Source organism: Pseudoalteromonas sp. 68 DY56-GL68 (assembly GCF_041414825.1).
Classification (GTDB): Bacteria; Pseudomonadota; Gammaproteobacteria; order Enterobacterales; family Alteromonadaceae; genus Pseudoalteromonas.
Window position 1 is genome coordinate 292706 of record NZ_JAOCZL010000020.1, and the last position, 14664, is coordinate 307369.

At 41.4% G+C, this 14664-nt stretch carries 12 protein-coding genes and 1 tRNA gene; 11 read left to right on the top strand and 2 right to left on the bottom strand.

From position 1 onward, the window contains the following. Window positions 1-34: 34 nt before the first annotated feature. On the bottom strand, window positions 35-1588 hold the full coding sequence (locus NYF15_RS13195) for a cryptochrome/photolyase family protein (protein ID WP_371353912.1): 1554 nt from the start codon (window positions 1586-1588) through the stop codon (window positions 35-37). 114 nt (window positions 1589-1702) lie between these two features. On the opposite strand from NYF15_RS13195, the gene NYF15_RS13200 reads away from it, so the two are divergent. After that, entirely contained in the window at window positions 1703-2476 is a 774-nt protein-coding gene (locus NYF15_RS13200; RefSeq protein ID WP_371353804.1) for a hypothetical protein, read from the top strand. On the opposite strand, the gene NYF15_RS13205 is transcribed toward NYF15_RS13200, so the two are convergent. After that, window positions 2471-2932: a globin gene (locus NYF15_RS13205; RefSeq protein WP_130150550.1), complete on the bottom strand. Its 462-nt coding sequence runs from the start codon at window positions 2930-2932 to the stop codon at window positions 2471-2473. The two genes, NYF15_RS13200 and NYF15_RS13205, sit on opposite strands and share 6 nt — an antisense overlap. A gap of 243 nt (window positions 2933-3175) precedes the next feature. On the opposite strand from NYF15_RS13205, the gene NYF15_RS13210 reads away from it, so the two are divergent. The 10 genes from NYF15_RS13210 to NYF15_RS13255 all read left to right on the top strand — a co-directional run bounded on the left by NYF15_RS13210 (window position 3176) and on the right by NYF15_RS13255 (window position 14643). Next, window positions 3176-3252 (top strand) — tRNA-Met (locus NYF15_RS13210). A gap of 310 nt (window positions 3253-3562) precedes the next feature. Then, window positions 3563-4018: a ribosome maturation factor RimP gene (gene rimP, locus NYF15_RS13215; RefSeq protein ID WP_062569821.1), complete on the top strand. Its 456-nt coding sequence runs from the start codon at window positions 3563-3565 to the stop codon at window positions 4016-4018. Window positions 4019-4056: 38 nt separating this feature from the next. After that, a complete protein-coding gene (gene nusA / locus NYF15_RS13220) occupies window positions 4057-5556 on the top strand; it encodes a transcription termination factor NusA (protein WP_130150551.1) in 1500 nt (499 codons plus the stop codon). A 25-nt stretch (window positions 5557-5581) separates the two neighbouring features. Beyond that, entirely contained in the window at window positions 5582-8236 is a 2655-nt protein-coding gene (gene infB, locus NYF15_RS13225; protein ID WP_371353805.1) for a translation initiation factor IF-2, read from the top strand. A 110-nt stretch (window positions 8237-8346) separates the two neighbouring features. After that, complete coding sequence (gene rbfA / locus NYF15_RS13230) at window positions 8347-8751, top strand: 30S ribosome-binding factor RbfA (protein WP_054553174.1); 405 nt, start codon at window positions 8347-8349, stop codon at window positions 8749-8751. Then, window positions 8751-9695 (top strand): tRNA pseudouridine(55) synthase TruB, encoded by a 945-nt coding sequence (gene truB, locus NYF15_RS13235; RefSeq protein WP_054553173.1) that lies wholly within the window; start codon window positions 8751-8753, stop codon window positions 9693-9695. The genes rbfA and truB overlap by 1 nt, the downstream gene beginning before the upstream one ends. A 110-nt stretch (window positions 9696-9805) precedes the next feature. Next, the gene (gene rpsO, locus NYF15_RS13240) at window positions 9806-10075 is read left to right on the top strand and encodes a 30S ribosomal protein S15 (protein WP_054553172.1); all 270 of its coding nucleotides are present in this window, start codon (window positions 9806-9808) and stop codon (window positions 10073-10075) included. A 242-nt stretch (window positions 10076-10317) separates the two neighbouring features. Further along, a complete protein-coding gene (gene pnp, locus NYF15_RS13245; RefSeq protein ID WP_371353806.1) occupies window positions 10318-12450 on the top strand; it encodes a polyribonucleotide nucleotidyltransferase in 2133 nt (710 codons plus the stop codon). Between the two features lie 128 nt (window positions 12451-12578). Next, the gene (gene nlpI, locus NYF15_RS13250) at window positions 12579-13457 is read left to right on the top strand and encodes a lipoprotein NlpI (protein ID WP_130150555.1); all 879 of its coding nucleotides are present in this window, start codon (window positions 12579-12581) and stop codon (window positions 13455-13457) included. Continuing rightward, a complete protein-coding gene (locus NYF15_RS13255) occupies window positions 13441-14643 on the top strand; it encodes a hypothetical protein (protein ID WP_371353807.1) in 1203 nt (400 codons plus the stop codon). Before nlpI ends, NYF15_RS13255 begins: the two co-directional genes overlap by 17 nt. The last annotated feature ends 21 nt before the right edge of the window (window positions 14644-14664 follow it).

Sequence of the window (14664 nt, forward strand, 5' to 3'; positions counted from 1 at the left end):
TAGTTTCGCCGCCTCATTTGAGGCGGCTTTTTTGTTATAGTTTTTCTAAATTATCTAAGCACCACTTAGCACGTTTTAACGTTGCTTGCTTAAGTGACTCATCTTGTTTATACCAATTGTTGTAAATCATTCCAATACGAGGGTTTTGAGATAGCCGTTGTTCGTGCTCTAACATAAAGTGCCAATATAAACTGTTAAATGGACATGCGTCATCAGTTTCTTTTTCTTTAACGTTGTAGCTACAATGCTTGCAGTAATCACTCATCTTATTGATGTAATTACCACTGGCAGCATAAGGTTTAGTGGCAATTAATCCTCCATCTGCGAACTGGCTCATGCCACGCGTGTTCGGCATTTCCACCCATTCGATAGCATCGATATAAATCCCTAAATACCAAGCATCGACCTCATTTGGATCAATCGCAGTTAGCAAGCAAAAGTTACCGGTGATCATTAAACGTTGAATGTGATGTGCATAGGCCGTTTGCAAACTTTGTGTAATGGCATGGTGCATACAATTCATGTTCGTTTTGCCGTGCCAAAAATAGTCGGGTAGGGTACGTTTCGCATTCAAGGTATTTTTACTCGCGTAATCAGGCATATTTTGCCAATAAATACCGCGAACATATTCACGCCAACCAAGAATCTGCCTAATAAAACCTTCTACTTGTGCAATATCGATGTGTTGTTTTTTAAAGCTACTTAATACTTGCTCAATGACCTGCATCGGGTGCAGCATTTTGGTATTAAGCGCGAATGATAAACGACTATGATACAAAGACCATTGATAGTCTGATTGACATGTCATGGCGTCTTGAAATTGGCCAAAATGAACAAGTAAGTGTTTACAGAAAAAATCGAGTAATTGTTTTGCTTCCGAGCGCGTAGTTGGCCAGATTAGGGTTTCGTTACACTCTCCAAAAGTATTTATTTTATGTTTTTTTATACGCTTTAGAATATCACTCACATCATGGCTAAAGCACAAAGGTTCAGGTATATCTTTGAGATCGCTTTGTTTTAACTTATTTCTGTTTTGCTGATCAAAATTCCATTGCCCATCAAGCGGTTCATTATTCTTATCCATTAAAATGTTAAAGCGCTTACGCATGGCTCGATAGAAAAACTCCATTTTTACATGTTTATCTTTTTTGAAATATTGAGGTATTTCATTAAACGGTAGCAAAAAGTGTTCTGTATCGTACGCATTTACCTTAAGTGAGGTTTGTTTTGTATAATCGAGTAGTTGCTGTTTAAGTCGATATTCATCAGGAAATTGATACTCAATAGTTTGGCAATGGTATTGTTTAGCCAAATTAGTCAACAGGGTGGGTAGCGAAGAGCTGCCAGAGGTTTCATCAAGGGTAAGATGAAGTACATTAAATCCTGCTTTTTTTAATGCACAAGCAAAGTTTTCCATAGCAGCAAAAAAAGCCGCAATCTTTTGTAGGTGATGTTTTACATAGTCGGTTTCTTGTTTTAGTTCGGCCAATACATACAACACATCTTGCTGATCGTCTTCTTTAAACCAACTATGACTGGCGTTAAGTTGGTCGCCAAAAATAAACCGTAAAGTTGAGTATTGCACTATAGTAAACCTAACTGACTTGTGACTAAATAAATCGATACGAAGTAAATGCAGATATAGATCGTGAAATTAATTAGTGTGTTAATATAAGGAACTAAACTCTAAAAGGGTGATGGCATGCAAATTCAGTTTAAAACAGTGATATTTTTAAGTTGTGCGTATTTAATGTTTACGAATGTAGTAAACGCGACGGTTTACCAGTGTGAAAAAAACGGCATGGTTGAGTTTAGCCAGCAACCATGTGGAAAGGACGCTCGATTAGTAATCATTAAAGAGCAAAATCCGCATGTTTCTGATGTATTTGAATCAGCACCTGTAAAGCCAGATTCTGGTGTAGATAGCTATATCCGAGTAAAGCAAATAGATGCCGAAATTCAACAGCACCACAACAAAATAGACACTTTAACCCAACGCTTAGATAATGATATTGCCAGCTTAAGTAAACAAGCTGACGAACAATTGAATAATGTAGTGGGGAATAAAAAAGTAGCTGCAATTGCAAAGCAAATGACTGCTACATCTCAGCGCTACAAATTACTTATTGATAATGAACAGCGAGGTATCGATAGACTAAATACTGAAAAAGCGATGCTTTTAGCAAAAAGTGATCAAACTGTAGATGCAGAGGTTGATAGTTTTATCCGAACACAGCAAATAAAACGAGAAATCACTGAGCATCAAAACAAGATCGACACACTCTATGCACAGCTAAACAGCCAGTTGAGTCAACTTGAACAACAAACCCGTCCTCGTGCTGTAAATTTGACAGGCGTGAGTGCTGACGAAGCATTGTCTGAAAAAATGACTGCTGTAACGAGTAAGTTTGATACCCTAATTGCGGTTGAACAACGCCAGATTGATAGGCTAAATACTGAGTTAGGGCAATTATGAGCTTAGCTGTGTTGCTTGTTTTTGCGCTAAAGAAACAACATTACTATATGAAAAAAGATAACTTTTTACGATATTCTTAAATATAAGTATCGCCTGTGACCATGCCTGACATAGGTGACTGTTCAATTTAATTGATTGTTTTTGAAGTGTGTCCCAAAAGGCATCGCAAAGTAAGTCAATGTCAGTACAATTAACGTTTAAAAAGCTGAGATTGTTTGCCATATAGTGAATAAATGGGATCACAAGGGGTAAATCATCTAAATGATTTATTACCTTATTAAGTGCACAATATAAAATGTAGCTTTGCTGATTAATGCTTTCTTGACTTGGAATTGTCATTTGCAATGGCTTCTCATTCATTAACGTATGAAATGTCTTTGTAAATTGATGAAAATCCGGTTTTATCAGCTCAACATTTTGTTGTAAAAGCTTTTTTTGAAAAATAGATAGACTCATTAATTATCGCTTAATAGCACTCGCTATAGTTTTTCTTATTATAATACCAACTATAGACCATTTTTCTCGAAAATAGGAAATTAATGACAGGGCTGTCATAATGTTTTTATCTACAAAATAGTCTAACTAATTCACCCAATGAGGTTGCTAATTGAGCGCTACGTGCTTATAATAGCCGCCATTGATTTGAGGTGCTTGTCACTCAAACTGCGATATTTAGCAATTAGCTTTAATATCCATTGGCGCGGGATGGAGCAGCCTGGTAGCTCGTCGGGCTCATAACCCGAAGGTCGTCGGTTCAAATCCGGCTCCCGCAACCAATTCAGTGTTTACACAGCAATGTGATAAACATACACAGTAAGTTATTTTACTGTATTGAAGTCGCGCATTCTGGGTAATGCGCGTTTTGCGTTTAGGCTATCTAGTTTAATTTAGTCAGATAAATGACTCGCAACCAAGCTTGGCCCTAGGCCACACAGTTTTATGCTTTAGGTGTGACGCCCCGCTTGGTTCGGGGCGTTGTTGTATCTGGTCTAGCATGATTTACTTAATACCCCAGTGGTATAAATCATTATTAAACTCAGTATTTCAGGGCTATATGCCCTTTTTTTGTTTGTATGGAGGATTTTCGTGACAAAACTTGAGCAAGATTTAGTAACCATGCTCTCACCAGCCGTAGAAATGTTAGGTTTTGAGTTACATGGTCTTGAGTTTGTGCAAGCTGGTCGCCACTCTACATTACGTGTTTACATTGATCACGATGCAGGGATTACGGTTGATAATTGTGCCGATGTAAGTCGTCAAGTTAGCGCGATTTTAGACGTAGAAGACCCGATTACAAACGAATATGATTTGGAAGTTTCGTCTCCTGGTGTTGATCGTCCATTATTCAAACAAGATCACTACGAGAAGGCGCAAGGAGAAGAAGTACGCGTGCGTACCAAGCTTCCGCAAGATGGTCGCCGTAATTTTAAAGGCGATTTAGTATCAGTTAGCAGTGATATGATCACACTTTCGGCAGATGGCACTGAGCATATGATTATGCTAAGTAACATTGAACGTGCGAACATCATCGCAAAGTTTTAATTCGAGTGCGAAGGAATAGGGCAAGCGAGGCATAACCCATGGCAAAAGAAATATTATTGGTTGCTGAAGCCGTCTCCAATGAGAAAGCGGTTCCAAAAGAAAAGATTTTTGAAGCGTTAGAGTTCGCATTAGCGACTGCGACAAAGAAAAAACACGATGGCGAAATTGATGTTCGCGTATCAATCGATCGTAAAACAGGTGATTACGACACGTTCCGTCGCTGGAAAATTGCAGAAGTTCAAGAAGACGGTTCGTTAGAACATCCTTACAGCGAAATTACGTTAGAAGCGGCACAAGTTGAAGATCCTGAGTTACAACTAGGTGATTATGTTGAAGAGCAGATTGAGTCAATCAAGTTCGACCGCATTACAACGCAAATGGCAAAACAAGTTATCGTACAAAAAGTACGTGAAGCTGAACGTGCGCTAGTTGTTGAAGAATATAAAGATCAACAAGGTGAGTTAGTAACTGGTGTTGTTAAAAAAGCAACGCGTGACGCTATTGTACTTGACCTTGGTAACAATGCTGAAGCGGTTATCTACCGTGATGACATGTTACCGCGTGAAAACTTCCGTCCAGGTGACCGTATTCGTGGCTTACTTTACGAAGTTAAACCAGAAGCACGTGGCGCGCAGTTATTTGTAACGCGTTCTAAGCCTGAGATGCTGATGGAGCTTTTCCGTATTGAGGTACCTGAGATCGGCGAAGAAATGATTGAATTACGTGCCGCAGCACGTGATCCAGGTTCGCGTGCAAAGATTGCAGTAAAATCTAACGACAAACGTATCGACCCTGTAGGTGCATGTGTTGGTATGCGTGGTGCACGTGTTCAAGCTGTGTCAACTGAGCTTGGCGGTGAGCGTGTTGATATTGTTCTTTACGATGACAACCCTGCGCAATTCGTTATCAATGCAATGGCGCCAGCAGAAGTGGCATCTATCGTGATGGACGAAGATACACATTCAATGGATATCGCTGTAGAAGCCGATAACCTAGCACAAGCAATTGGCCGTAATGGTCAAAACGTTCGCCTTGCTAGCCAGTTAACTGGTTGGGAATTAAACGTCATGACTGTTGATGACATGCGTGCGAAGAACGAAGCTGAATCAGACAAGCTGATCAATTTATTCACTGAGTACCTAGATATCGATGACGAGTTTGCAACATTACTTATCAACGAAGGTTTCTCAACACTTGAAGAAGTTGCCTATGTTCCAGCATCTGAATTCTTAGAAATTGACGGTTTAGATGAAGAAACAGTTGATATTTTACGTTCTCGTGCAAAAGACGCATTAACAACAAAAGCGCTTAAGACAGAAGAAAGCCTTGATGGTGCAGAGCCTGCAGAGGATTTACTAGCACTTGAAGGTCTAGAGCGTCACCTTGCATTTGTAATGGCAAGTAAAGGTGTAATAACACTTGAAGACTTAGCTGAGCAAGGTATTGATGAGTTAGTGGATATCACTGACCTTTCAGAAGAAGAAGCTGGCAAGCTTATTATGGCTGCGCGTAACATTTGTTGGTTCGCAGACGAGTAATTTATTAACGGAGGTATTACACACTATGGCAGAAGTAAATGTTGAAAAACTAGCCGGAGATATTGGTACAACTGTTGATAAATTATTGCAGCAGCTTGAGCAAGCCGGTATCAAAAAACAAGCAGGTGATATGGTAACAGAAACTGAGAAGTCAACGTTACTTGATCACCTGAGTAAGCAGCATGGTGGCACGGGCTCGGAAGGCCCTGCTCGCATGACTTTGCAACGTAAGAGCAAAAGCACGTTAAGTGTAACTGGCTCTACAGGTAAAGCGAAGTCAGTCCAAGTAGAAGTACGTAAAACGCGTACCTACGTAAAGAAAAGCGCCGTTGAGCAACAGCAAGAAGAAGAGCGTTTAGCTGCAGAAGAAGCTGCCCGTAAGGCAGCAGAGCTTAAAGCCCAGCAAGAAGCTGAAGAACTTAAAGCGAAACAAGAGGCAGAACGTAAAGCAAAAGAAGAAGCTGAGCGTAAAGCCAAAGAAGAGGTTAAACGCAAAGCTGAAGCTGAGCGTAAAGCGAAACAAAAGCAGATGACCCCAGAGCAAAGTGCTAAGTCTGAAAAAGATCGTGCCGAAGCTGAGCGTCTGCAAAAAGAAGCAGAAGAGGCCGCATTGAGAAAAGCTGAAGAAGAAGCGAAACGTCAAGCAGAAGAGGCAAGAAAGCTAGCTGAAGAAAATGAAGCTCGCTGGAAGAAAGAAGAAGAAGAGCGTAAGCAGCGTGAAGAAAACGCTGATCACCACCTTACGACTTCAACTTACGCGCGTGAAGCAGAAGATGAATCTGATGCACGTGAAGAGCAAAGTGCTCGTCGTAAGAAAAAGAAAAAAGGACCTCAAAAAGAGAAGGCTCCTTTACCTAAGGGTAAAAAAGGCAAATTAAAAGCACCAACTTCACTACAGCATGGTTTCCAAAAGCCAACTGCAGATGTTAAAAACGAAGTACGCATTAGTGAAACAATCACCGTTGCTGAACTTGCATCTCGTATGGCTGTTAAAGGTGCTGAAGTTGTTAAAACAATGATGAAGATGGGTGACATGGTTACCATCAACCAAGTGATTGACCAAGAAACAGCACAACTTGTTGCTGAAGAAATGGGCCACAAGGTTATCATCGTTAAAGAAAACGAATTAGAAGAGAAAGTACTTAACGACCGTAGCGAAGAAGGTACAGCTGTACCTCGTGCTCCAGTTGTAACCGTAATGGGTCACGTTGACCACGGTAAAACGTCAACACTTGACTATATTCGTTCAGCAAAAGTTGCATCTGGTGAGGCGGGTGGTATTACCCAGCATATTGGTGCATACCACGTTGAAACTAACGGTAACATGATTACCTTCTTAGATACGCCAGGTCACGCCGCGTTTACATCAATGCGTGCGCGTGGTGCAAAAGCAACGGATATCGTAATCCTTGTTGTTGCTGCGGATGATGGTGTAATGCCACAAACTAAAGAAGCGGTTCAGCACGCCCGTGCTGCTGGCGTTCCTTTAATTATCGCAGTAAATAAGATGGATAAAGAAGGTATCGACCCAGATCGCGTTAAGAATGAGCTAGCTCAACTTGACGTAATCCCTGAAGAGTGGGGCGGTGATACACAGTTTGTACATATTTCTGCAAAAACAGGTTTAGGTATTGATGACCTACTTGAAGCAGTACTAATGCAAGCAGAGCTTCTTGAGCTTACTGCGCCTGCAGAAGGTATGGCGGCGGGCGTTGTAATTGAATCACGTCTAGATAAAGGTCGTGGTCCAGTTGCATCTATTCTTGTACAATCTGGTACACTGAATCAAGGTGATATCGTTCTGTGTGGTCTTGAATATGGCCGTGTACGTGCGATGAAAGATGAGAACGGTAAAGACATCAAGTCTGCGGGTCCATCTATCCCAGTTGAGATTTTAGGTCTATCTGGTATCCCTGCTGCGGGTGATGAAGCAACAGTAGTTAAAGATGAGCGTAAAGCGCGTGAAGTAGCACTTTACCGTCAAGGTAAGTTCCGTGAAGTGAAGCTTGCTCGTCAACAAAAAGCGAAGCTTGAAAACATGTTTACGAACATGGCTGAAGGCGATGTATCAGAAGTTAACATCGTTCTTAAAGCTGACGTACAAGGTTCAATTGAAGCAATCGCTGATTCATTAACTAAGCTTTCTACCGATGAAGTTAAAGTGAAGATTGTTGGTTCAGGTGTAGGTGGTATCACTGAAACTGATGCAACGCTTGCAGCGGCGTCAAACGCAATCGTTGTTGGCTTTAACGTACGTGCTGATGCATCAGCTCGTAAAGTAATTGAGTCAGAAAACTTAGACTTACGTTACTACAGCGTAATCTACAGCCTGATTGAAGAAGTTAAACAAGCGATGTCAGGTATGCTTGCACCAGAATTCAAGCAAGAGATCATTGGTCTTGCTGAAGTTCGTGACGTGTTCAAGTCACCTAAGATTGGTGCAATCGCAGGTTGTATGGTTACTGAAGGTATCGTTAAGCGTAGCGCGCCTATCCGTGTACTTCGTGATAACGTGGTTATCTATGAAGGTGAACTTGAGTCACTACGTCGCTTTAAAGATGACGTTCAAGAAGTACGTAACGGTATGGAATGTGGTATCGGCGTTAAGAACTACAACGATGTTAAAGTTGGCGACCAAATCGAGGTATTCGAGACGGTTGAAGTACAACGTTCACTTTAATTTCGTTTAAGTTTTTGCTTTAAATGGGGGCCTAGCCCCCATTTGTGTATTCGTAATTAAATTAACTTATTCTTTAACATCAATAAGTTATTATTTTAGAGTGAAATGAAATGAGAGAATTTTCTCGCACTGATCGTGTTGCACAGCAAATTCAAAAAGAGATTGCTGTTATTCTTCAACGCGAAATCAAAGATCCACGCTTAGGCATGGTGACAGTGTCTGCGGTTGAGGTATCTCGCGATTTATCTTACGCAAAAGTATTTATCACAGTGTTTAATACTGACGATGAAGATAAAGCCAAGCAAAGTGCAAAAATCTTAAATGAAGCAACGGGTTATATTCGTTCTTTATTAGGTAAACGCATTCGTGCGCGCATCATGCCTGAGTTACGTTTTGTTATTGATAACTCGCTTATGGAAGGTATGCGTATTTCAAACTTGGTTGACTCAGTTATTCGTGAAGACAATGCCAAGCATGTAGACGAAGATGACAGCGAAGAAGGCACTAAAGACTAATGGCTAGACGCAGTAAAGGTCGTGCTATTGACGGCATCTTATTACTTAATAAGCCGCAAGGTATTTCATCAAACAAAGCATTGCAGCAAGCAAAGGGCATTTACTTTGCGCAAAAAGCGGGCCACACCGGTGCGCTTGATCCGCTCGCCACGGGTATGCTGCCTATTTGTTTTGGTGAAGCGACTAAGTTTACCCAGTTCTTGCTTGATACTGACAAAACCTATGTTGTACGCGCCAAACTTGGTGAGCGAACTACTACCTCTGATTCAGATGGTGAAGTGGTTGAAACGCGCGACGTATCGGTCACGCGTGAACAATTAGCTGAGCAAATTGCCAGTTTCTTAGGTGAGTCGGATCAATATCCTTCGATGTACTCTGCGCTTAAATACCAAGGTCAGCCTTTGTATAAATATGCCCGCGAAGGTATTGAAGTGCCGCGTAAGTGTCGAAAAATTAATGTATTTAGTTTAACGCTTGATGAGTTTGATGAAGCGAATAACGAAGTACAAATGACGGCACACGTGTCGAAAGGCACTTATATTCGTACTATTGTTGACGACTTAGGTGAAAAGCTTGGCTGTGGTGCGCATGTCATCATGTTACATCGCAGTGCCGTTGGCCATTATCCAAGTGAAAAAATGGTTACGCTTGAGCAACTTGAAGAAAAGCTACAGCAAGCAAAAGCAGACGATGTTGCGCCTTCAAGCTACCTCGATGAGCTACTACTGCCTATGGATACTGCTTTGGTTGACCTACCAGTGATCGAGATTACCCAAGAGCAGGGCGTGGCATTTAGTCATGGTCAAACCGTGGTTATCGGTAAGCCCGTACCAGATGGTGTGGTAAAAGTAATGGCTGATGGGGTGTTCATTGGTACCGGTGAGCGTCATAAAGACGGCCACTTAAAATCAAAGCGTGGCTTATCAAATCAACTGCCTGAGTAAAGATTACCTTGTAGTTATGAGCAAAGCTGGGTAGAATACGCCCCGCTCAATCGTTTTGGCTGAATTAGTGATCGGCTAAAACACAATTTAAATTAATTTTTGGAGTTACTATGTCACTAAGCAATCAAGAAAAAGTTGAAATCATCGCTAAATTTGCACGCGCTGAAGGCGACACTGGTTCACCTGAAGTACAAGTTGCACTTCTAACTTTCGATATCAACAAGCTTCAAGGTCACTTTGCTAGCCACAAGCACGACTTCCACTCACGTCGTGGTCTTCTTCGCAAAGTAAGCCAACGCCGTAAACTGCTTGACTACCTTAAAGGTAAAGACATTGCACGTTACACTGCGTTAATCCAAGAGCTTGGCCTACGTCGCTAAGAACTAGATTACGAGAAAAGGGGCTATTTAGCCCCTTTTTTTGTGCGCGTATGAAAGGTATACTAGCGCACACCTAGGGAGTGGATGCTTCCTAGATATCAAAAAACATCATTGCCAATTGTAGTACTTAATTGATTTTTCTTAAGTTTAATTAAGTACTGTAATTGGTACTTTGATGGACTATTTTTTACCAATTCGGAGCACTGCTCTGAGTTGCTTTTACATTTAAAGGACATTTTTAAGTGCAAGCAATTATTAAAGAATTTCAACTAGGTCAACATACAGTGACGCTAGAAACAGGTGCTATCGCTCGTCAAGCTGACGGCGCAGTACTAGCAAGCATTGGCGATACTTCAGTATTAGTTACTGTTGTTGGTAAGCGTGATGCACAACCAGGTCAAGACTTCTTCCCACTAACAGTTAACTACCAAGAGCGTATGTACGCTGCGGGTCGTATCCCAGGTGGTTTCCTTAAGCGTGAAGGTCGTCCTAACGATGGCGAAACGCTTATCGCGCGTCTAATCGACCGTCCAATCCGTCCACTTTTCCCAGACGGTTTCGTAAACGAAGTACAAGTAATCGCGACAGTTGTTTCTGTTAACCCAGAAATCCAACCTGACATGGTTGCTATGATTGGTACTTCAGCAGCACTTGCTATCTCTGGTATTCCATTCAATGGTCCTATCGGTGCATCGCGTGTTGGTTTCATCAACGGTGAATACGTACTTAACCCAACACTAGCTGAGCTTGAAGAAAGCCAATTAGACCTAGTTGTTGCTGGTACTGATAACGCAGTACTTATGGTTGAATCAGAAGCTGAAACACTATCTGAAGACGTGATGTTAGGTGCGGTTGTTTATGGTCATGAGCAATCTCAAGCTATCATCAACGCAATCAACGAATTCAAAGCTGAAGCGGGTAAACCAGCTTGGGATTGGACTGCACCAGAGAAAAACATCACACTTGCTGAGAAAATCTCTGCAATTGCTGCTGATAAAGTAGGTGAAGCATACCGCATCACTGACAAAGTAGCGCGTAAAGAAGCACTAGGTGTAGCGAAAGAAGAAGTCGTTGCTACATTAACAGCTGAACTTGCTGAAGGCGAAGAGCTAGATACGCAAGAAGTTGGTAAACTATTCGGTTCTTTAGAAAAAGAAATCGTTCGTGGCCGTATCATCGCTGGTGAAAAACGTATCGATGGTCGTGAACCGGATATGGTTCGTGCACTAGACGTAATGACGGGTGTGTTACCACGTACTCACGGTTCTGCAATCTTCACGCGTGGTGAGACACAAGCACTTGTGACTGCAACGCTTGGTACTGAGCGTGATTCACAGTTAATCGACGACTTAACAGGTACTAACAAGCATCACTTCATGCTTCACTACAACTTCCCTCCGTTCTGCGTGGGTGAAACAGGTTTTGTAGGCTCTCCTAAGCGTCGTGAAATTGGTCACGGTAACCTAGCTAAGCGTGGTATCGCTGCGGTACTACCTACACTTACTGACTTCCCATACTCAATCCGTGTAGTATCAGAAATCACTGAATCAAACGGTTCATCGTCTATGGCATCAGTATGTGGTACATCACTAGCACTTATGAATGCCGGTGTACCAATTAAAGCATCTGTTGCTGGTATTGCGATGGGTCTAGTAAAAGAAGGCGAAGATTTCGTTGTTCTTTCTGATATCTTAGGTGATGAAGATCACTTAGGTGACATGGACTTTAAAGTAGCGGGTACTTCAAACGGTATCACTGCACTACAAATGGATATCAAGATCGAAGGTATCACTAAAGAAATCATGCAAATCGCTCTTAAACAAGCGAAAGCAGCACGTCTACACATCTTAGGTGTTATGGACGAGGCGATTGCAGCACCTTCTGAAGAGTTATCTCAATTCGCACCACGCATCTACACAATGCAAATCCCTGCGAAGAAAATTGCTGAAGTTATCGGTAAAGGTGGCGCAACTATCCGTCAACTTACTGAAGAAACTGGCACAACGATCGAAATCGAAGATGACGGTACAATCAAGATCGCTGCAACTGACGGCATTAGCGCAAACGATGCAATCAAGCGTATCGAGCAACTAACTGCTGAGCTAGAAGTAGGTACTATCTACACGGGTAAAGTTGTACGTATCGTTGATTTTGGTGCGTTCGTTAATATCCTTCCGGGTAAAGACGGTCTAGTGCACATTTCACAAATCAGCACAGAGCGTGTTAACAACGTAACTGACCATTTAAGCGAAGGCCAAGAGGTTAAAGTTAAAGTTCTTGAAGTAGATCGCCAAGGTCGTGTACGTCTAAGCATTAAAGAAGCGATGGAACCAGCTGCTGAAGAAAAAGCAGAAGAGCCAAAAGACGCTGAATAATGATTGAATAACCAGTAATTTGCTGGATATCAGAAAAAGGGGCTGTTTAGCCCCTTTTTTTATGCTTTAATGAAACCTATCAGCTTCGACTTTGTCTACAGAGCATTCTTCAGGTATTAAGGATTTTAATGAATTTTAAACACTTAGCATTGACCGCCGTGGCTCTTTTTTCTCTAAGTGCATGTCAAACAACGTCACAATCTGAGTCTTTGCCTATCGTAAATGTGCCGTTCACGGCACCGTTGGCCTCTGATTTTCGCAACGAAATTACGATTGCTCGCTATTCTGAGTTATTGAGCCGAACAGATTTAAGCCCTGAGCAACAAGCAAAACTATATTACGATCGCGGTGTGTTATTTGATAGCTTAGGGATGTCAACATTGGCACGAATAGACTTTAATCGTGCTATAAAGCTTAAACCTGATCTTGCTGAAGTCTATAATTTTTTGGGTATTCACCACACACTGATGCAGCAATACGAGCAAGCGTATGAGTTTTTTGATTCAGCTCTCGAGTTAAATGAGCAGCACGAATATGCCTATTTAAACCGTGGTATTGCGCTTTATTATGGTGAGCGTCCATTACTGGCTGCAGATGATTTACAACAGTTTCTAAATCGAGCGCCGAGTGATCCTTATCGTGTGCTTTGGTTGTATCTCGCCCAAGCTGAAGCAAATAAAGAGCAAGCGTTGATTGATCTTAAAGCGAATGCACAAGGGGTTGATGAGTCGCAATGGGGTTATCAACTTTTAGCACTTTATTTGGGCGATATTAGCGAATTTGAATTTTTATCGGGTATTATCGAAGGCGTAACGTCAGAGCAAGAGTATGCTCATCGTTTATGTGAAGCCTATTTTTATTTAGCTAAATTACATCAAGCTGCGGGTGATAAATACCTCGCTGCCGATTACTTTCGATTAGCCCTTTCTACTAATGTGCATGAGTTTGTTGAGTATAAGTACGCACGCTTAGAGCTTGAGTTAATGGCTGGTGAAGACGCGAGCTAATCAATACTTGTTAGTAGGGTTATTACTGAGTTTGTGCGGACTTTCAAGCTCAGTATCCTACTTTTCACCGTCTTATCTTTATTATATTAGCAAAGCACCTTCCCAAACAGCAGCTATTTATTATTTAGCGCCTCATGTTGTTAATACACAATTAGCTAGACTTAGCACTTCGCAACTTCGTCATTTGGCTGAGTTTGATAACACAGATGCCAAATATCAGCTAGCTTTACGTTTTTTACAGCAAGGTAATTTTTCTGCGGCGCAATTGTGGTGGCAAACACAGTTTGACTCTTTTGACTTGAAACAGCAGCAAAACCTCGCAAAGCAATTAGTCATAAACGAGCAGTGGAGTGCTCTAGAGTCATTATGGAAGACAAATCGATTACCTGATGGCGATGCTAAGCAAACATGGTTTTTACAACAAAGCATGCCCACCACCAAAATAACAACCGAGTATGCCAATTTACATAATTTTTCCTTGTCGTTAGACGCTGTTACAACCAATCCAATATGTCATTTTAATGTGTTAATGATGGCGGACCATAAAGATGGTATTGCTGCTTTACAATCTTTTAAAGGCCAATATCAGTCTAGTCCAGAGCCTGCTATTAATAGCTTTTGTTTTAGCGATGTTGTTTATGTAGGCAATCAATATCGCTGCGAGGAAAATAATAACGCATTGCAATGTGACTGGAGAAAAGCAGAAAATCACACATGGCCAGCTGGTTTTGACTTTATTGTCATGATGTCGAAAGAGGGGAGTGCAAACGTACAAGGTGGTATTATGCATATTAATTCATCCCAATCATACGCAGTATTTTTGCATGAGCTAATGCACTTTAATGGTTTTGAGGATGAATACCCATTGCCAGAAAAAAAACAGCAATGGCTGTGCCAGCAAGAAGGGCTAGTGGCACCTAATTTATTTATTGCAAGAAACAGTTTGCCGCCAAATGGATGGCAGAAAAGCGTGGCTTGCAAAAACCAAATGGCTTATAAACCCAGTTTAAATTGGTCAATAATGCAATACCAAAAGGTGGGATTATCTGAACAATATCGCCAACTTTGGTTAAAACAAATTAACTCCCCCTTAACAAAGCCAGTAAGGTACGCTGATTATTTTGCCTTTATTGGTGTAAAGCCTGTAATAACAACAGCTTTAAGCTCTAAAGAATTTTCTGACTAATCGCTTATTTATTGCTATTTT

Bases quoted from the DNA above. Each gene is read 5' to 3' on its own strand.
- NYF15_RS13200 (WP_371353804.1), top strand. From the start codon at position 1,703: ATGCAAATTCAGTTTAAAACAGTGATATTTTTAAGTTGTGCGTATTTA.
- NYF15_RS13205 (WP_130150550.1), bottom strand. From the start codon at position 2,932: ATGAGTCTATCTATTTTTCAAAAAAAGCTTTTACAACAAAATGTTGAG.
- nusA (WP_130150551.1), top strand. From the start codon at position 4,057: ATGGCAAAAGAAATATTATTGGTTGCTGAAGCCGTCTCCAATGAGAAA.
- infB (WP_371353805.1), top strand. From the start codon at position 5,582: ATGGCAGAAGTAAATGTTGAAAAACTAGCCGGAGATATTGGTACAACT.
- rbfA (WP_054553174.1), top strand. From the start codon at position 8,347: ATGAGAGAATTTTCTCGCACTGATCGTGTTGCACAGCAAATTCAAAAA.
- truB (WP_054553173.1), top strand. From the start codon at position 8,751: ATGGCTAGACGCAGTAAAGGTCGTGCTATTGACGGCATCTTATTACTT.
- rpsO (WP_054553172.1), top strand. From the start codon at position 9,806: ATGTCACTAAGCAATCAAGAAAAAGTTGAAATCATCGCTAAATTTGCA.
- nlpI (WP_130150555.1), top strand. From the start codon at position 12,579: ATGAATTTTAAACACTTAGCATTGACCGCCGTGGCTCTTTTTTCTCTA.